Here is an 18,624-nt window from a genome sequence, read left to right as displayed (position 1 = left end):
AAGGGGCGCAGCCCCATCCGAACGCGGGAGCGGGGAAGGGCGGGTGGGTGGGGGGAATAGCCTGCCCGGCGTTTGAGGGCGAGGCGCGGAGCGCCGGTGAGGGGGGAGGGGGCGCAGGCTCAGCCGGACGCGGATGCGGGGGAGGGTGGGTGGGCGGGGAGTGAGCCCTCTACCCCGTGACATGAACGGGGCGTGACCGGCGCGGCACTCCCCGGCAAGGGCTCCGTGCAGACGAAACACCCATCCAGATCCACTTATGGTGATCGGCGCCACCCGTTGTGGCGACGTTAACGCGCAGGCCACCCCCGCTGCCAACGATCCAGTACGAGCGGGAAAGGCGGCACGCCAGCCCCCCGCGACCACTGCCGACGCGTTCGCACCCGGGGAGACGCGCCATGTCGCGCATACGCTCTGTCGCCACCGCCGCAAGCACCGCCACCATGAACCGCCGCGCGCTCCTCGCCGCGACGGGCGCCGTGTCCCTCTCCGCGGGCATCGGATACGCCCTCGGCCCGGCCGCCGGCCACGGCGAGGCGGCCGCCGCTGCACAGGCCCGCGGCCCGGTCGCGATGTCACGCCGCGCCCCGGCGGCACCGCTCGCCCCGTACCGCACGGGCACCACGCTCGGCTCGATGTCGGCACCCCGCGGCACCACCGGCTACCGCCGCCTCGGCGAAGGACCCGCCTGGGGCCGCGTCGTCCGCGCGGACCTCGCCCCCGCCCGCGCGGGCCGCGCGGCCCGCCGCACCCCGCTCACCGCGTTCGTGCAGTTCACCGACCTGCACCTGGTGGACGTCCAACACCCGCTGCGCTACGAGTACTTGCGCGCCCAGACGGCCAGCGCCTGGCGCCCGCAGGAGGCCCTGTCGGTGCAGGGCGCGGTCTCGCTCGTGGAGCGGGTCAACGGCCTGCGCGGCGCCCCCGCCACCGGCGCGCCCCTGCACTTCGTGATGACCACCGGCGACAACACCGACAACAACTCCCGCAACGAGCTGGAGTGGTTCCTGACCGTGATGAGCGGCGGCCGCGTCACCCCGAACTCCGGCGACCCGCGCCGCTACGAAGGCGTACAGGACAGCGGCCTCAAGCTCTACTGGCACCCGGACGCCGCCCTGCGCGACGCCGACAAGCAGCTCGGCTTCCCCCGCCTGCACGGCTTCCTGGACGCCGCCATCCGCAGGGTCAACAGCCCGGGACTCGACCTCCCCTGGTACTCGACGGTCGGCAACCACGACGCCCTGCCCGGCGGCTGCTACGCCGCGGAGGACTCGTACTTCGCCGAACTCGCCGTCGGCGGCCGCAAGCTGATGTCCCTCGACGAGGCGCGCGGCGCCGCCCTGTGGCAGAACGTCAAGAAGGGCCGCGACCCCAAGGGCGCCGCCTTCAAGGAGGTGCTGCGCACCGAGCGGCGCCGCATGCGGCCGGTCACGCCCGACGAGTCCCGCGCCCCCTTCACCCCCACCCAGTACGTCCAGGCCCACCTCGACCCGGCGTACGCGGGCCGCCGCGGCCCCATCGGCCACGGCTACACCCAGGAGAACCTGGCGAACCGCACGCAGTACTACTCCTTCCGCATCTCCGACGACGTCCTCGGCATCAGCCTCGACACCACCGACCCCGGCGGCCACTACGAGGGCTCGATCGGCACCGGTCAGCTCCGCTGGCTCGAACGGACCCTCAAGCAGGTCGAGAAGAGCGGCGACGCCTCGTACGTCATCGTCTTCAGCCACCACACCAGCCGCACGATGCGCAACCTGACGACCGACCCGCACACCCCCCGCGAGACCCGCCACGGCGGCGACGAGGTGCTCGCCCTGCTGCGCCGCCACCGCTCGGTGCTCGCCTGGGTGAACGGCCACAGCCACAAGAACGCCATCACCCCGCACGGCTCCCTGTGGGAGGTCTCCACCGCGTCCCACGTGGACTTCCCGCAGCTGGCGCGGGTGATCGAGCTGGTCGACAACCACGACGGCACGCTCTCCCTCTTCACCACCCTCGTCGAGTCCGCCGCCCCGCACCGCACGGACTTCGCCGACCTCTCCCAGACGGGCCTCGCCGCCCTCTACCGCGAGCTCTCCTTCAACGCCCCCGGAGCGAAGCCCGCACTCGCCGGCGAACCGGGCGACCGCAACACGGAACTCGTACTCCGCAAGCGCTGAAACCCGCCCCACCAAGGCGCACGTGCGGCCGTGACTCCCTCGGCTGTGGCGGAGTTCTGTCAGAAGCAGCGGGGGTGTAGCGGAGGGGGCGGCAGATGGCGGTTCGTACGGGTCGCGTGGGGGCGGCCGTCGTGGCCGCGCTGGCGGCGGGGGCCCTGGTGGCCCCGGCCATCGCCGCGCCCCCCAAGGAGAAGGCGCACGAGAGGACCCAGGCGGCCCTGGACGCCGTCGTGCGCGGCGGCATCCCCGGCGTGACCGCCCAGGCCGAGGACGCGTACGGCTCCTGGCACGGCACATCGGGAGTCGGCGACCTGAGGGAGCGGACCCCGCGCCGCGCCGACGACCGCTTCCGCGCGGGCAGCATCACCAAGACGTTCGTCGCGACGGTGGTGCTGCAACTGGAGGCGGAGGGCGTGCTCGACATCGACGACACGGTGGGGGAGTGGCTGCCGGGCGTCGTCAGCGGCCACGGGCACGACGGCGACAAGATCACCATCCGCCGGCTCCTCAACCACACCAGCGGCATCCACGACTACACCGAGGACCCGGACGTCCACCGGGCCTACTACACACCGGAGTTCTTCAAGAACCGCCACCGCACCTGGACCCCCGACCGGCTGGTGGCCGTCGCCATGCGCCACGAGCCGGACTTCGACCCCGGCGAGGCCTGGCGCTACTCCAACACCAACTACATCCTCGCCGGAATGATCATCGAGAGGGCCACGGGGAACGCGTACGCCGACGAGATCCGCGAGCGCGTCATCGAGCCCCTCCACCTGGACGCCACCTCCGCGCCCGGCACCGAGTCCCGGCTCCCGAAGCCGAGTTCCCACGGATACGCGAAGCTGTCGGCCGCCGCCCCGGGCACGGCGTACGACGTCACGGACACGACGTACGACGTCACGGACATGAACCCGTCGATCTCGGGCGCGGCAGGCGAGATGATCTCGGACGCGGCCGACCTGAACCGCTACTACGCCGCCCTCATGCGCGGCGAACTGCTGCCGAGGCGCCAGCTCGCCGAGATGACGACGACCGTACCGACCGGGGGCGGGCAGTTGGGCGGCGGCCGTTACGGCCTCGGCGTGCTGCGCGTCGAGCTGCCCTGCGGCACGGTCCTGTGGGGCCACGGCGGCAGCATCCACGGCTCCCTGACCCTCGCCCTGACGACGCCCCGCGGCGGCCACTCCCTCGCGTTCAACTTCAACGGGGACTGGAAGGGCGGGAGTGGCGGTCACGGGGAGATCCTGAACGCCGAGTTCTGCCGCGCATAGCCGCATAGCCGCATAGCCGCCGGATAGCCGCATGCGCAGGGGCGGAACCCCGCCGTCCGAGGTTCCGCCCCTGCACTCCCCTCCTGCGATCACGGGCCGTGGCCCGTTATCTCGGCAGCACCACGAGGTAGGCCGCCGGGTCGCGGTCGGCCGCCGCCATCAGTGCTGTCCGCACGATCGCCGCCTGCTGGTCGGCGGCGTCGCGCAGCTTCTTCGGAGTGATGTGGACGACGGTGACGCCGAGCCGCTCCAGGTGCTCCCGCTTACGGGCGTACTCCGACCATTCCCCAAGCTCTCGGCTTCGCTCGAGCAGGGGAGACCCCACCCCGTCCTCGCCCTGGCGCGGCGCCCGCGTGTCCAGCTCCACCGCGACCGCCTGGTCCGGCCAGTAGGCGTCGACGCCGCCCAGGTGCGGCCCGCCCGGAAGGCGCAGGTCGACGTTCCACAGCGGGTCGGGCAGGCCGTGCTCGTGCACCATCGCGTACAGCCGGTCCTCGGCGATGGCGCGCCCCTCGGCGAGCAGCGAGTCCACGGCGTTCACCACGTGCGGCCGGGTGAGGAGGCGCGCCTGGTTCAACTCCCGGACCACGGCGGCCGGTTCGCAGTGGCCGCCGCGCACCGCCTCCGTGAGCAGCCGCCGCACCGCGGCCGCCTCGGCGAGATGCGCCACGGCGTCGGCGAGTGCCCGCGGCACCGGGGCCACCGGCACGCCGGCGATCTGCTGCGGCGTGGGCAGCTGGTGGCCCCGGACGAGCCGGGCGCAGCCGGTCGAGCGGAGCCGTCGCGTGCGCGGCACCAGGACGTCGATCCGGTCCAGGGAGAGCAGCGGCGGCGCGGACGAGAAGCGGTGCAGGGCGAGCGCCGCGAGCCCGGTGATCATCGCGTCGGCGTACAGGGCGTGCGGTTCGCCCGCGCGGGGCTGGGTCGGGATGCCCGGCGTGGCCTTCGCCGGGGGCCGCCCGGCGTACAGGAGCACGCCGTGCAGCCGTTCCTCGCCGGTCGGCGGTCCCGGGTGCAGCAGGAACACGCCGGGGAGCAGCTGCTGCCAGGGGCCGCCGGGGCGGCAGTGCGAGGTCGCGTCGGAACCGGATACGCCGTGGTCGCGTAGCTGCGCGGCGCTCATGACGCGGCGCTGGACGTCTGCGAGGTGGCGCAACGGGCGGGGGGAAAGTGGGGTGTTGTGGCTCATGCCGTGCCCATTCCCGCCGCCGATCCGCCTCCTAACCGCTGTTACAGTCCCGTCGACAAAACGGGACGCATCCGCCCTAAAGGACGGACGTTCGACTGCCGAAGGCCCTGTTCGCTCTGTCCTTCCCCACCCCCCGCCCTTCCCCGGCTCCGCCGCTCGGCTGGGGCTTCGCCCCTTTCCCCCTTCATCGGCGCTCCGCGGCTCGCCCTCAAACGCCGGGCGGGCTAAAACCCCCGCCCACCCGCACTTTCCTCGGCTGCCGCGGCGGGAATTCCAGCCCGTCCGGCGTTTGAGGACGAGCCGCGGAGCGGCGATTTGGGGGAAAGGGGCGAAGCCCCATACGAAAGCGGGGCCCGGGGTGGCAGCACCGGAGAAGGGCGGGTGGGTGGGAGGCGTGTGGATTCCGGTCACCCTCTTGTGGGGGTGTGGGCGGCGTCGCCATACTCGCCGTCGTGTTGACATGGACGCGTCGCATGGCCACCCCGTGCCCCTCGTCTCCCGCCAGAACTCCGAGGAACCGCACCCCACTTGAACGGTTCCCTCCCCCCATGGAGGTCCTGAGTGACAACGCACCCCGCACGACCCCGCCGCCTCGCCGCGGCCACGGCAGGCGCCGCCGCACTCGCGGCGGCCACCACGCTGACCCTCGCGGCCCCCGGCACCGCGGCACCGGCCCCCACGCCGGACACCCTCACCTCGTCGGCGGCGAGCAAGCTCGCCACCTCGCTGACCGGCGACCTGAAGAGCGACACGGCAGGCGCCTACTACGACGCCGACGCCAAGAAGCTCGTCGTCAACGTCCTCGACAAGGCCGCGGCACAGCGGGTCCGTGCCGCCGGCGCCGAGCCGAGGACCGTCACCCACTCCCAGGCCCAACTGGACGCCGTCCAGCGTTCCTTGGGCGAGAACGCAGTCCCCGGCACGTCACGCGGCACGGACCCGGTCACGAACAAGGTGGTCGTCACGGCGGATTCCACGGTCAAGGGCGCCGCCCTCGACCGGGTGAAGAAGGCGGTGGCGGCCCAGCACGGCAAGGCGGTACTCAAGCGCACCGCCGGAGAGTTCAAGCCCCTCATCCGCGGCGGCGACGCCATCTGGAGCTCCAGCGGCCGCTGTTCGCTCGGCTTCAACGTGGTCAAGAACGGCCAGCCGTACTTCCTCACGGCCGGCCACTGCGCCTCCCTCGCCGGCACCAGCTGGTCGGAGACCCAGGGCGGCCCCGTCATCGCCCAGGTCGAGGACTACGGCTTCCCCGGCCGCGACGACGCCATCGTGAAGTACACGGCGAACGTCGCGCACCCGAGCGAGGTCAACCTCTACAACGGCAGCGCCCAGCAGATCACCGGCGCCCGCCAGGCCGTGGTGGGCGAGCAGGTGCAGCGCAGCGGCAGCACGACGCGGCTGCACGGCGGCACCGTGCGGCGCCTCAACGTCTCGGTCACCTACCCCCAAGGCACGGTCAACGGTCTGATCGAGACCAACGTCTGCGCCGAGCCCGGTGACAGCGGCGGCTCCATGTTCGCGGGCACCAGCGCCCTCGGCCTGACGTCCGGCGGCAGCGGCAACTGCCGCAGCGGCGGCACGACGTTCTTCGCGCCCGTCACGGATGCCCTGTCCCGGTACGGGGCGCAGATCGGCTGACGCCTGGTAGCCAGTCCCGGGCCGGGGTCGGTCGTCGACCCCGGCCCGGATGGGCTTTCAGTGGTTGCTCGCCGTGCTCGGCTGTGCCCACCCTTCCCCAAGCTCTCGGCTTCGCTCGAGCAGGGGATGCCCCACTCGCCCTCTGGGCGGACCAACTGCCCACAGCCGGGGGCGACTAAGCCGACTAAGAGACGCCGTCGCACTCCTGCGCCCGCAGGGCCCGTGCCAAGTCGTCCCTCGCCTCAAGTACCAGGCGGCGCAGGGCCGGTGCCGACTCCTCGTGGGTGGTGAGCCACGTGTCCGCCGCGGCCAGCGTTTCCTGGCTGTCCTGGAGGTGGGGGAACAGGCCCCGCACCACGTCCATGCCGATCTGGATGGACCGCTCGGCCCACACCCGCTCGATCGCCTCGAAGTACTTCGGCGCGTACGCCGCCGTAAGCTCCCGCTGCGAGGGCTGCTGGAAGCCCGCGATCGTCGCCTCCACCAGCGCGTTGGACAGCGCGTCCGACTCGACCACGGACGCCCACGCCTGCGCCTTCACCGCCGCCGAGGGGCGCGCGGCCAGACAGCGGACCTGGTGTCGCTTGCCGGACGCCGTGTCGTCCCGGGAGAGCTCCGCCGCCAGCGCCTGCTCGTCCGCCTTGCCGTGCACCGCGAGCGGGCCGAGGAACGACCAGCGCAGCTCCTGGTCCACGTCGAGGCCGTCGATCTTGGCGCCGCCGTCCAGAAGGCCCTGGAGCAGCTGCAGATCGGCGTCCGACGACGCGACCGACGCGAAGAACCGGGCCCAGGTCAGCTGGTGCTGGCTGCCCGGCTCGGCGAGCCGCAGCTCGCGCAGGGCGCCCTCGGCGAGCTGCCGCCCGCCCTCCTCGCGCCAGCCGGGCGCCGCGTAGTGCGTGAGGGCGGAGTTGGCCCATGTGTGCAGCATCTGCAGGACGCCGATGTCGGTCTCGCGCCCGGCGAACCGCAGCACCAGGGCGACGAAGTCCCGCGCGGGCATGAGCGCGTCCCGCGTGAGGTTCCACAGCGCCGACCAGCACAGGGCACGGGCCAGGGGGTCGGTGAGGTCGCCCAGGTGGTCGCGGAGCGTCGCGAGGGACGTCTCGTCGAAGCGGATCTTGCAGTACGTCAGGTCGTCGTCGTTGACCAGGACCAGTTCGGGCGCCTCGGCCCCGGCCAGGTCCGCGACCACCGTCCGCGGGCCCTCGACGTCCACCTCGGCGCGGGCGTACCGCACGAGGTCGCCCTCGGCCGAGCGGCGGTACAGGCCCACCGCCACGCGGTGCGGGCGCAGCGTCGGGTGGCTCCCGGCCGCTTCCTGGACGACCGCAAGCTCCGTGACCCGGCCCTCCGCGCTCAGAGTGACCTGCGGAGTGAGGGAGTTGACGCCCGCCGTCTCCAGCCACGCCCGCGACCACGCCGCCATGTCCCGGCCGCTGGTCTCCTCCAGGACCGAGAGCAGGTCGCCCAGGCGCGTGTTGCCGTACGCGTGCCGCTTGAAGTACCTGCGGGCGCCCTCCAGGAAGGCGTCACGGCCCGCGTAGGCCACGAGCTGCTTGAGGACCGACGCGCCCTTGGCGTACGTGATCCCGTCGAAGTTGAGCTTGGCGTCCTCCAGGTCGCGGATGTCGGCCGTGACCGGGTGCGTCGAGGGGAGCTGGTCGGCGCGGTAGGCCCAGGCCTTGCGGTTGTTGGCGAAGGTGATCCAGCCGTTGGTGAACCGCGTCGCCTCGACCATGGAGAACGAGCCCATGAAGTCGGCGAACGACTCCTTCAGCCACAGGTCGTCCCACCACTGCATGGTGACGAGGTCGCCGAACCACATGTGCGCCATCTCGTGCAGGATGACGTTGGCCCGGCGCTCGTACGACGCCGTCGTCACCTTGCCGCGGAAGATGAACTCCTCGCGGAACGTCACACAGCCCGGGTTCTCCATCGCGCCCAGGTTGTACTCCGGCACGAAGGCCTGGTCGTACTTGCCGAACGGGTACGGGTAGTCGAAGTGGTCGTGGAAGAAGTCCAAGCCCTGCTTGGTGACCAGGAAGACGTCGTCCGCGTCGAAGTGCTTGGCGAGGCCCTTGCGGCACATCGCGCCGAGCGGGATCTCCAGGCGCGTGCCGTCCTCGAAGACGCGCTCGTAGGAGTCCGTCACGTAGTGGTAGGGGCCCGCGACGACCGCCGTGATGTACGTCGAGATGGGCTTGGTCTCGGCGAACTTCCAGACCCCGTCGACCAGCTCCCCGGCGCCGTTGCTCCACACCGTCCAGCCCTCCGGCGCCTGCGCCGAGAAGCGGAACGGGGCCTTCAGGTCGGGCTGTTCGAAGTTCGCGAACACGCGGCGGGAGTCCGCAGGCTCGTACTGCGTGTAGAGATAGACCTCGCCGTCCTCCGGGTCGACGAAGCGGTGCATGCCCTCGCCCGTGCGGCTGTAGGCGCACTGGGCGTCGACCACCAGCTCGTTCTCCTCGCGCAGGTCCTCCAGCGCGATCCGGGAGCCGTCGAAGACCTCGGACGGGTCGAGGTCCTTGCCGTTCAGCGACACGGCCGTCACGCTCGGCGCGATCAGGTCGGCGAAGCTCGCGGCGCCCGGCTCGGCGCTGCGGAAGCGGATCGTGGTGACCGAACGGAACGTGCGCGGCTCCTCGCCGCCTTCGGCGTCGCCGACCGCCGAGCGCAGGTCGAGGAAGACCTCGTACCCCTCGACGGACAACAGCGCGGCCCGCTCCTGGGCCTCGTCGCGGGACAGATTCTCACCGGGCACGGGCGGCACTCCCTCGTGGCTCGCATGACTCGTTCGAATGCATCTGATCCTCGCACGTGGGCCGCTCGGCGGACATCCGGGAATGCCCTGCCGCACCCCCGGCGTTGCCCTGGCCAGACTTCGAACACATTCCCTAGGGAGAGACATGCCCGAGACCCCCGCCACGAGCTCCGCGAAGACCCCCGTCGACTTCTGGTTCGACCCGCTGTGCCCCTGGGCCTGGATGACCTCGCGCTGGGTCCTCGAAGTGGAGAAGGTCCGCGACATCGAGGTCCGCTGGCACCTGATGAGCCTCGCCGTCCTGAACGAGAACAAGCTGGACGAGCTGCCCGAGGAGTACCGCGAGATGCTCGCCACCTCCGCCTGGGGCCCGGTCCGCGTCGTCATCGCCGCCCAGCAGGAGCACGGCGCCGAGGTGCTCGGCGACCTCTACACCGCGCTCGGCACCCGCATCCACAACCAGGGCGAGGGCCCCACCAAGGAAGCCGTCGCCGGCGCCCTGAAGGACGTCGACCTGCCCGAGTCGCTCCTGGACCACTGGGACGCCACGCCGTACGAGGCCGAGCTGCGCGCCTCGCACAACGAAGGCATCGACAAGGTGGGCCAGGAGGTCGGCACCCCGGTCATCGCCGTCCCCGGCACCGACGGCGAGCAGATCGCCTTCTTCGGCCCGGTCGTCACCCCCGCCCCGAAGGGCGAGGCCGCGGCCCGCCTGTGGGACGGCACGCTCCTGGTGGCGTCCACCCCGGGCTTCTACGAGATCAAGCGCACGCGCACGCAGGGCCCTATTTTCGACTGAGCGCCGATACAGGCGCACAGAACAGCCCCCGCGAGTCACGTCCTCGCGGGGGCTGTTCCTCCATCCGCCTGCAAGTGAAGGTTGAGAAGACGATCACGAGCAGGACGCCTCAAGGGCTGAGCAGTCTCAGGGAGCCAGCAGCAGGCTGTTCACGCGCTGCTTCGCGGCCTCGTAGCGCTTGGCCACGTCCTGCCAGTTGACGACCTGCCACATGGCCTCGATGAAGTCCACCTTCTGGTTCTTGTACTGCAGGTAGAAGGCGTGCTCCCAGGCGTCGAAGACCAGGATCGGCGTCGAGCCCTGGCCGACGTTGCCCTGGTGGTCGTAGATCTGCTCGACGATCAGGCGGTTGCTGAGCGGCTCGTAGGCGAGCACGCCCCAGCCCGAACCCTGCGTCGTCGCCGAGGCCTTGGTCAGCTGGGCCTTGAACTTGGCGAAGGAGCCGAAGGACTCGGTGATGGCGTCCGCGAGCTCGCCCACGCCGTCGGCGTGCGTCGGCTCGCCGCCGCCACCGTCCTTCGGGCTGTTCATGTTGTGCCAGTAGATGCTGTGCAGGATGTGCCCGGAGAGGTGGAAGGCCAGGTTCTTCTCCAGGCCGTTGATGGCGCCCCACGACTCCTTGTCGCGAGCCTCCGCCAGCTGCTCCAGGGTGTCGTTGGCGCCCTTCACGTACGCGGCGTGGTGCTTGTCGTGGTGGAGCTCGATGATCTGCGGGTTGATGACCGGCTCGAGCGCCGCGTAGTCGTACGGAAGTTCAGGAAGCGTGTAAATGGCCATGAGCCAGCCCTCCGACAGTGCTCTGCGTGCTTGCCGCGCCGGATTGCGCGGCGCCGCGGGCACCTCTGCTTATTGCGACCTATGTGCAAGTGCAGGCTAGCAGCAGGAGAGTGGGGAAGTTGATCAGCCCTTCGTCCTAGGCACAAAGAAGGGGAGCCCTCGACCACCCGGTGGTCGAGGGCTCCCCTGGGGAGTGAGCCGTCACGCCGCAGGCGACGTCCCGCGGCTCTCCATGACCTTCTGCCGCACCAGCCCGACCACGATCAGGGCGAGGGTGAGGCCGCCCGTGTAGAACAGCTGGGTGCGGGTCTCCTCCTCGCGGGCCATCAGGACGAAGACCGTGGCCATGCCGGCCAGGGCCACGTACGTCAGCCAGGGGAAGAGCCACATCTTCACGACGAGCTTCTCGGGGGCCTCGCGCTCCAGCTTCGTGCGCAGGCGCAGCTGGGCGGCGGCGATGAAGAACCAGACGACGAGGATGATCGCGCCGATGGTGTTGAGCAGCCACTGGAAGATGTCGTCCGGCCGCCAGTAGCTGAGCAGCACGCACAGGAACCCGAAGACCGACGACGTCAGGACCGCGATGCGCGGCACGCCGTTGAACAGCTTGCCGAGCGCCCGCGGGCCCTGGCCGCGCTCCACCAGGGAGTTGGCCATGCGGGACGCGCCGTAGATGTTGGCGTTCATCGCGGAGAGCAGGGCGACGAGGATGACGACGTTCATGATCTGGCCCGCGCCGTCGATGCCGAGGTGGTCGAGCGTGGCGACGTACGGGCCCTTGGCGGCGACCTCCTCGGAGGTCCAGGGGAGCAGCGTGACGACGACGGCCATGGAGCCGATGTAGAAGATGGCGATCCGCCACATCGCCGTGCGCACGGCCTTGGCCACGCCCTGGATGGGGTGCTCGGACTCGGCCGCCGCGATCGTGACGGTCTCCAGGCCGCCGTACGCGAACACGGAGGCGAGCAGGCCGACGATGAGGCCGTCCACGCCGTTGGGCATGAACCCGCCGTGTCCGGTGAGGTTGGCCGTGCCGGGCGCGTCGGTGTCCGGGAGCAGGCCCAGGATCGCGAGCACGCAGATGCCGAGGAAGAGCACGATCGCGGTGATCTTCAGGGCGGCGAACCAGAACTCGAACTCGCCGAAGTTCTTCACGGCCGCCAGGTTCGTGCCGCAGAACATCAGCATGAAGAGGGCGACCCAGGCCCACTCGGGGACGCCCGGCACCCAGCCGTGCACGATCTGCGCGGCGCCGATGCCTTCGAGGCCGACGGCCACGCACAGCAGGAACCAGAAGGACCAGCCCGCCGTGAACCCGGCCCACGGGCCGAGGGCCCGCTCGGCGTGCACGGAGAAGGAGCCGGACGCCGGGTTGGCCGCGGCCATCTCGCCGAGCATGCGCATCACGAGCATGACCAGGGCGCCCGATATCGCGTACGCGAGGACGATCGAGGGACCCGCCGCGGCGATGGCCTTCCCGGAGCCCACGAAGAGCCCGGCACCGATGACGCCGCCGAGGGCGATCATCGACAGATGACGCTGCTTGAGGCCGTGCCCGAGCGGCGAATCGGCCTGGGGTGGTGCGTCTTTCACGGACGTCTGAGACATGGACGCGCCCTGTTCGGTAGCGATGAAGGGGAGGGGAACACGAAGGAAGAGCTGCGGGGGGTGAGCGGGCCCACAGTCTGAGCACTGGCACCGCTCACAGGGAACAGTTGACCGGTATACGGACACAACGCTCACACATGGTGAAGAAACGTTCACATCGCGATCACATTGGCGTCATCTGTATCGGCGTTCCCGCCTGCCGCGTCCCGTCTGAGCGCGGCATTTTCCGTACGGGGACTACGTACGCCGCGTATATACGGCACACGTGCATACGTCACACGCGGACAGGTCACACGCGGACACGTCACACGCGTACGCGGCGCCGCACACGTCACGCACGTGCGCGCCGCAGATACCACTCCCGCACCCACGCCACCGCGATCACCGTCGCCGTCGCGCCCGCCGACCACAACAGCTGCGGGCGCGCGCCGTCGTTCCTGAGCATCAGGACGACCACCACGGCCATCGCCGCGAGCGCCGCCCAGGTCAGCCACGGGAAGAACCACATCCGCAGGGTGAGGGTCTGTGGCGCCTCGCGCTCGATGCGCCGCCGCAGGCGCAGCTGGGACACCGCGATCAGCGCCCAGACGAAGAGGAGCGCCGCGCCGACCGAGTTGAGCATGTAGAGGAAGACGGACTCGGGCCACTTCAGATTGAGCAGGACCGAGACGAAGCCGAACGCCACGGAGGCGAGCACCGCCCGGCGCGGCACCCCGCCCCCGGACACCGCGAGCAGGGACCGCGGCGCCTCGCCCCGCTCGGCGAGCGAGAAGATCATCCGCGAGGAGCCGTAGAGGTTGGCGTTCAGGGACGACAGGAGTGCCACGAACACCACGATGTTCATGAGCGTCCCGGCGGACGGGACGCCGATCGAGTCCAGGACCGTCACATACGGGCTGAGCCCGGCCTGCTGTGCCGTCCACGGCAGGACCGTCACGATGACCAGCATCGAGCCGACGTAGAAGAAGAGGATGCGGTAGACGGCGCTGCGCACCGCGCGGGCCACGGACCGCACCGGGTCGTCGGACTCGGCGGCCGCGATCGTCACGATCTCCAGACCGCCGAACGCGAAGAGCACCACGACCACGCCGGAGACCACGCCGTCCCAGCCGTGCGGCAGGAAGCCGCCCTGGCCCGTCAGGTTGGTGAAGCCCACGGGGTCGGTGTCCGGCAGGACCCCGAAGATCGCGAGCAGTCCGAGCACGAGGAACGCGCCGATGGCGAAGATCTTGAGCGCGGCGAACCAGAACTCGAACTCGCCGAAGTTCTTCACCGCCGCGAGGTTCGTGCCCGTGAAGAACACCATGAAGACGAGGACCCACGCCCACTGCGGCACGCCCGGCACCCAGCTGTGGGCGATCAGCGCGGCCCCGCTCGCCTCCACGGCGAGCACGACGACCAGCAGGAACCAGTACAGCCAGCCCGCCGCGAACCCGGCCCACCGCCCGAGCGCCTTCTCGGCGTGCACCGAGAACGCGCCCGACGCGGGCATCGCCGCCGACATCTCGCCCAGCATCCGCATCACGCACATCGCGAGGGCGCCGGCGATCAGATAGGAGAGGACGATGCCGGGCCCGGCGACCGAGATCCCGGCCCCGGAGCCGACGAAGAGCCCGGCGCCGATGACGCCGCCGAGCCCGAGCATCGTCAGATGCCGCTGCTTGAGGCCGCCGCCGAGGGGTTCGGGGGCGGTGAGGGGCGCCGCGTCGGGGGACGAGGGCGCCGAGGGCGCGGCCGAGCCCGGCGGCAGTTGATCATGCATCGCGCTCAGCCGACCTCGGGGTGCTCAGGGGATTGGCGAGAATCTACAGTCTCACCGCCGGATGTGTTCGAACATAAAGTACCTCCCCGGCGTTCCTGACCTCAGTGACGAGCATCACGCCCGAACATGTGTGGACCGCGCCCTTTGTGTGGAGCCCACCAATCCGGGGCGGGGCCCTTTGTCATCGGCACCCCCTGAAAGGGCGGTGGTGCCGGGGTTAGGGTCAGCAGGTCCTACCCCTTGTCCCCCAGCGTCCCCAGAACCGCGGAGTCCCGATGAGTACAGCCGCCGTCACCACCCGTCCGGGCCAGGTCCTGGCCGACTTGATCCCCGCCTCCCGCCTGCGCGACGCCACCCTCGTGCTCGGCGGCGCCGCGCTCACCGGGATCGCCGCGCAGATCTCCGTGCCGGTGCCCGGCTCCCCGGTGCCGGTGACGGGCCAGACGTTCGCGGCGCTCCTCGTCGGCACCGCGCTCGGCGCCCGCCGCGGCTTCCTGTCGCTCACGCTGTACGCCCTCGTGGGCATGGCGGGCATGCCGTGGTTCGCGGAGGCCAAGTCCGGCTTCGGGATGCCGTCGCTCGGCTATGTGCTCGGCATGATGCTCGCCGCCGTGGCCGTGGGCTCCCTGGCCCGCCGCGGCGCCGACCGTGACGTGCTGCGCACGGCGGGCACGATGGTCCTCGGCTCCGCGATCATCTACGCGGTCGGCGTGCCGTACCTGGCCGCGTCGACCGGCATGTCCCTCTCGGAGGCGGTCGCGGCGGGCCTGACGCCGTTCCTGATCGGCGACGCGCTCAAGGCGGCCCTCGCGATGGGCGCGCTGCCGCTGGCGTGGAAGTTCCTCAACGAGAAGCGCTGAGGTCCCCGGCGTCGCCGACGCCGTAGTTCCGCCTGAAGAGGTTCGCCGGGTCGTACGTGGCCTTCAGCCCGGCGAGCCTCTTCCGCGTTGGCGCGTCGTACAGGCCATCGGGCCGGTCGCCGCTCGCGAAGGTGAAGTTCAGCGAGCCGCCCAGGACGTGCGGCGCGAGCTCGCCGTACGCCTGCGCGTACAGCTTCCGCAGGGTCTCGCGGTCCGTGGCGTCCGGCTCCGTGGCGTCCAGCGGGGACAGGACGCGCAGGAGCCAGGCCGCCTCGCGGTGCGGCACGGCGTTGCCCGCGGGCCGCGCGAGGGCGCCGCCCAGGTGGTTGAGCTGGACGACGTGCATGCGGTCGGCGTCGGGGCCGGTGAGCGACAGGACGCGGGCCAGGCCCGCGGTGTCGTCGAGGGCGGTCAGCAACCGGCTCTCCCCGTAATAGGAGTGCGGGAAGTCCGGGTCGCTGTGGATGGTGTGGCTCTCGGAGTACGGCAGCTCGCGCAGGTCGTCCGAGAAGACGGGCCCGATCGCGCGCAGGGGCGCCACGAGCCGTTCCCCTTCGGCCGCTTCGCCGGTGTACGCGACCCGCACGGTCACCAGATAGCGGCCCCGCAGGTGCTCGGGGAGCATCGGCAGGTCCGGGTAGACCAGGGCGGCGACGGACGAGGTGACCTCGTCCGGGACGGTCGCGGCCCAGTCGGCGTACGCGCGCAGGATCGCCGCCGGGTCCACCGCGCGGCCGTCGAAGGTGAGCGCGCCGCCGTACAGCCGCGCCACCGGCACCAGGCCGATCTCCAGGCCGGTCACGACGCCCAGGGCCGCGCCGCCGCCGAGCAGCCCCCAGAACAGCTCCGGCTCGCTGTCGGCCGTCACGTGCCGGAGCGTCCCGTCCGCGGTGACGACGTCGAGGGACCGCACGTGGTCGGCGGCGTAGCCGAACTCCCGGGCCAGGATGCCGAGGCCGCCGCCCAGCGTGTACGAGACGGCGCCGACGCTCGGCGCGGAGCCGTTGAGCGGCGCGAGCCCGTGCTCCGCCGCGGCCGCCACGACCTGCCCCCAGCGGACGCCCGCCCCGATCTTCACGGTGCGCGCGTCGGCGTCGACCGCCACGGAGTCCATCCGGCGGGTGCTGATCAGTACGCCGCCCCGCGCGGCGTCCGGCAGTCCGTGCCCGGTGGCCTGGACGCCGACGGGCAGGCCCGCTTCGGCGGCGTACCGCACCGCGGCCACGACGTCGTCCACGCCCGACGCGGCGAACACGATGTCGGGCCGCTGGGCGAAGCCCGTCTGGAACCCGGCGAGTTCGTCCTCGTACCCCTCCTGGCCGGGCCGGAAGGTGAGTCGCTGAGCGGTGAAGTCCACGGTGCCTCCGTCGAGCGCGTACGTGCCGATCTTGCTGACGGGGCTCACTGTGCCGCAATAACCTGACAGGTGCCGTCAAGTTTTTCCGGGCATCGAAACACCGCCGCCCGCCCACCCTGGGAAGGGCGGACGGGCGGGGGGCATTCAGCCCGTCCGGCGGTTGAGGACGAGGCCGAAGGCCGATGAAGGGAGCCGGAGGTCACGCCTCCGTACGAGGCCGCACCTTCTCGCGTATGAGGGCGAAGCCAAGAACAAGCGCACCCACGAGCAGCGAAAGAACCATCTGCTTGCGCCCGGCGTCGTCGTACAGCATGTAGACGATCACGAACGAGATCATGCCGATGGTGACCCAGGTCAGATACGGGAACAGCCACATCTTCACGACGAGCTTCTCCGGCGTCTCGCGCAGGATGATGCCGCGCATCTTCAGCTGCGTGAAGCAGATGACGAGCCACACGAACAGCGCGACGGCGCCGGACGAGTTGAGCAGGAACTCGAAGACGGTGTCCGGCCACTGGTAGTTGAACCACACCGCGAGGAAGCCGAAGACGACCGAGCTGAGGATCGCGGTGCGCGGCACGCCCCTGGAGGTGGTGCGGGCGAACGCCTTCGGGGCGTCGCCGCGCTCGCCGAGCGAGAAGGCCATGCGCGAGGCGGTGTACAGGCCGGAGTTGAGGCAGGAAAGGACGGCCGTGAGGATGATGACGTCCATGACCGTGCCGGCGTGCGCGATGCCGATGGAGTTCAGCGCGGCGACGTAACTGCCGTCGTCGACGATCGACTTGTCGTTCCACGGGAGCAGCGTGATGACGACGAAGATCGAGCCGAGGTAGAAGACGCCGATGCGCCAGATCACGCTGTTGGTGGCCTTGGTGACGGCGCGCTGCGGGTCCTCGGACTCACCGGCGGCGAGCGTGACGATCTCCGAGCCCATGAAGGAGAAGACCACCATCAGGACGCCGGTGAGGATGGCGCCCGCGCCGTTGGGCATGAACCCGCCCGCGTCCGTGAGGTGCGCGAAGCCGTCGCCCGGGTTGTCCGAGCCGGGCAGGATGCCGAACACGGCGAGCAGGCCGACGACCACGAACCCGCCGATCGCCACGACCTTGATGCCCGCGAACCAGAACTCGAACTCGCCGTAGGAGCTGACCGACACGAGGTTGGTGGCGGTGAGCACCAGCATCACGATGAGCGCCCAGCCCCACTGCGGGACGCCCGGCATCCACTTGTTGAGGATGTCGGCACCGGCGGTCGCCTCGACGGCGAGCACCACGACCCAGAAGAACCAGTACAGCCAGCCGATGGTGAAGCCCGCCCAGCGCCCGAGGGCCTGGTCGGCGTACGCGGAGAAGGAGCCGGAGGCCGGCCGCGCCACGGCCATCTCGCCGAGCATCCGCATCACGAGCACGACCATGGCGCCCACGAGCGCGTACGACACGAGGATCGCGGGGCCCGCTGCCTTGATGCCGGCGGAGGACCCGACGAACAGACCCGCACCGATCACGCCACCGATGGCGATCATGGACAGATGACGGTTCTTGAGACCGGCCTGCAGGCCGTCACCGTCGCCGTTCCCGCTCCCCGGCTGGGATTTCACGGGCCCGCCGGGGGTGCTGTCTTCCTTCGCAAGGGACGGTTGCGAGGTCATAGGCAGATCCTTTGGTTCACGGGCAAGAGCTCCCGCATTAAATGCGCAGGGGCGTACGGGACGAAAGACCCGTCTCCGGATCGTTGTATTCAGCGGAATGCTCAGTGAACGATCGATTACGCACGATGACCGGCCCGGTGATTGGCCTGAACCAATCGATGGTCGGAGGCGGTGCGACCGGCGGTCGGGCGCGGGGCCTTGCGGCCCCCTGGCGGCTGCCCGCGCGCGTGCATGCCACACTCGGAGCCATGCGCGTGTACCTCGGCTCGGATCATGCCGGCTACGAACTCAAGAACCACCTCGTCGAATGGCTCACGGCCCACGGCCACGAGCCCGTCGACTGCGGCCCCCACATCTACGACGCCCAGGACGACTACCCGCCGTTCTGCCTCCGCGCCGCGGAGAAGACGGCCGCGGACCCCGACGCCCTCGGCATCGTCATCGGCGGCTCCGGCAACGGGGAGCAGATCGCCGCGAACAAGGTGAAGGGCGTGCGGGCGGCTCTCGCCTGGAGTGAGCAGACGGCGGCGCTCGGGCGTGAGCACAACGACGCCAACGTCATCTCGATCGGTGGGCGCATGCACACCCAGGACGAGGCGACGAAGTTCGTCGAGATCTTCCTCGCGACGCCGTACTCGGGCGAGGCCCGCCACACGCGGCGCATCGAGATGCTCACCACGTACGAGACGACGGGCGAACTCCCCGCCATCCCCGCCCACCACCCCCAGGGCTGAGCCCTGCCGGGGGCTCCCCAATCCCGCCCCTTCCCGAACTGGGGGCTCCGCCCCC

The 18,624-nt window shown here is 70.9% G+C and carries 13 protein-coding genes; 6 read left to right on the top strand and 7 right to left on the bottom strand.

Annotated features, from left to right (window positions below; all coding sequences use genetic code 11):
• Nucleotides 1-395 precede the first annotated feature (395 nt).
• Nucleotides 396-2,159, top strand: coding sequence for a TIGR03767 family metallophosphoesterase (locus tag ACFWZ5_RS37990; RefSeq protein WP_384806150.1), 1,764 nt, complete (start codon nucleotides 396-398; stop codon nucleotides 2,157-2,159).
• A 95-nt stretch (nucleotides 2,160-2,254) separates the two neighbouring features.
• Nucleotides 2,255-3,433, top strand: coding sequence for a serine hydrolase domain-containing protein (locus ACFWZ5_RS37985; protein WP_384806148.1), 1,179 nt, complete (start codon nucleotides 2,255-2,257; stop codon nucleotides 3,431-3,433).
• 106 nt (nucleotides 3,434-3,539) lie between these two features.
• Here ACFWZ5_RS37985 and ACFWZ5_RS37980 read toward each other — a convergent pair whose 3' ends face one another.
• Entirely contained in the window at nucleotides 3,540-4,622 is a 1,083-nt protein-coding gene (locus tag ACFWZ5_RS37980) for a hypothetical protein (RefSeq protein WP_384806146.1), read from the bottom strand.
• A gap of 561 nt (nucleotides 4,623-5,183) precedes the next feature.
• On the opposite strand from ACFWZ5_RS37980, the gene ACFWZ5_RS37975 reads away from it, so the two are divergent.
• Nucleotides 5,184-6,263: a S1 family peptidase gene (locus tag ACFWZ5_RS37975; protein ID WP_384802477.1), complete on the top strand. Its 1,080-nt coding sequence runs from the start codon at nucleotides 5,184-5,186 to the stop codon at nucleotides 6,261-6,263.
• Nucleotides 6,264-6,447: 184 nt separating this feature from the next.
• On the opposite strand, the gene pepN is transcribed toward ACFWZ5_RS37975, so the two are convergent.
• Nucleotides 6,448-9,024, bottom strand: coding sequence for an aminopeptidase N (gene pepN / locus ACFWZ5_RS37970; protein WP_384802480.1), 2,577 nt, complete (start codon nucleotides 9,022-9,024; stop codon nucleotides 6,448-6,450).
• Between the two features lie 145 nt (nucleotides 9,025-9,169).
• Here pepN and ACFWZ5_RS37965 point away from each other — a divergent pair, with 145 nt between their 5' ends.
• Complete coding sequence (locus tag ACFWZ5_RS37965; protein WP_384802483.1) at nucleotides 9,170-9,823, top strand: DsbA family protein; 654 nt, start codon at nucleotides 9,170-9,172, stop codon at nucleotides 9,821-9,823.
• 126 nt (nucleotides 9,824-9,949) lie between these two features.
• On the opposite strand, the gene ACFWZ5_RS37960 is transcribed toward ACFWZ5_RS37965, so the two are convergent.
• The 3 genes from ACFWZ5_RS37960 to ACFWZ5_RS37950 all read right to left on the bottom strand — a co-directional run bounded on the left by ACFWZ5_RS37960 (nucleotide 9,950) and on the right by ACFWZ5_RS37950 (nucleotide 13,970).
• Nucleotides 9,950-10,600 carry a superoxide dismutase gene (locus tag ACFWZ5_RS37960; RefSeq protein ID WP_384802486.1) on the bottom strand — a complete coding sequence of 217 codons (651 nt, stop codon included), beginning with the start codon at nucleotides 10,598-10,600 and terminating at the stop codon, nucleotides 9,950-9,952.
• A gap of 201 nt (nucleotides 10,601-10,801) precedes the next feature.
• A complete protein-coding gene (locus tag ACFWZ5_RS37955) occupies nucleotides 10,802-12,208 on the bottom strand; it encodes an amino acid permease (RefSeq protein WP_384802489.1) in 1,407 nt (468 codons plus the stop codon).
• A 331-nt stretch (nucleotides 12,209-12,539) separates the two neighbouring features.
• A complete protein-coding gene (locus tag ACFWZ5_RS37950; protein ID WP_384802492.1) occupies nucleotides 12,540-13,970 on the bottom strand; it encodes an amino acid permease in 1,431 nt (476 codons plus the stop codon).
• 275 nt (nucleotides 13,971-14,245) lie between these two features.
• Here ACFWZ5_RS37950 and ACFWZ5_RS37945 point away from each other — a divergent pair, with 275 nt between their 5' ends.
• Nucleotides 14,246-14,830, top strand: a complete 585-nt coding sequence (locus ACFWZ5_RS37945; RefSeq protein ID WP_384802495.1) for a biotin transporter BioY — start codon at nucleotides 14,246-14,248, stop codon at nucleotides 14,828-14,830.
• Here ACFWZ5_RS37945 and ACFWZ5_RS37940 read toward each other — a convergent pair.
• Both ACFWZ5_RS37940 and ACFWZ5_RS37935 read right to left on the bottom strand, forming a co-directional pair.
• On the bottom strand, nucleotides 14,814-16,187 hold the full coding sequence (locus ACFWZ5_RS37940) for an FAD-binding oxidoreductase (protein WP_384802504.1): 1,374 nt from the start codon (nucleotides 16,185-16,187) through the stop codon (nucleotides 14,814-14,816). The genes ACFWZ5_RS37945 and ACFWZ5_RS37940 overlap by 17 nt on opposite strands.
• A 199-nt stretch (nucleotides 16,188-16,386) precedes the next feature.
• Nucleotides 16,387-17,835 (bottom strand): amino acid permease, encoded by a 1,449-nt coding sequence (locus ACFWZ5_RS37935; RefSeq protein WP_384802498.1) that lies wholly within the window; start codon nucleotides 17,833-17,835, stop codon nucleotides 16,387-16,389.
• Nucleotides 17,836-18,083: 248 nt separating this feature from the next.
• Between ACFWZ5_RS37935 and ACFWZ5_RS37930 the strand changes: the two genes are divergently transcribed.
• Nucleotides 18,084-18,569 carry a ribose-5-phosphate isomerase gene (locus tag ACFWZ5_RS37930; RefSeq protein WP_384802501.1) on the top strand — a complete coding sequence of 162 codons (486 nt, stop codon included), beginning with the start codon at nucleotides 18,084-18,086 and terminating at the stop codon, nucleotides 18,567-18,569.
• The last annotated feature ends 55 nt before the right edge of the window (nucleotides 18,570-18,624 follow it).

This window comes from Streptomyces sp. NPDC059003, from assembly GCF_042740445.1.
Classification (GTDB): Bacteria; Actinomycetota; Actinomycetes; order Streptomycetales; family Streptomycetaceae; genus Streptomyces.
This window is presented reverse-complemented; position numbering and strand designations above follow the sequence as displayed.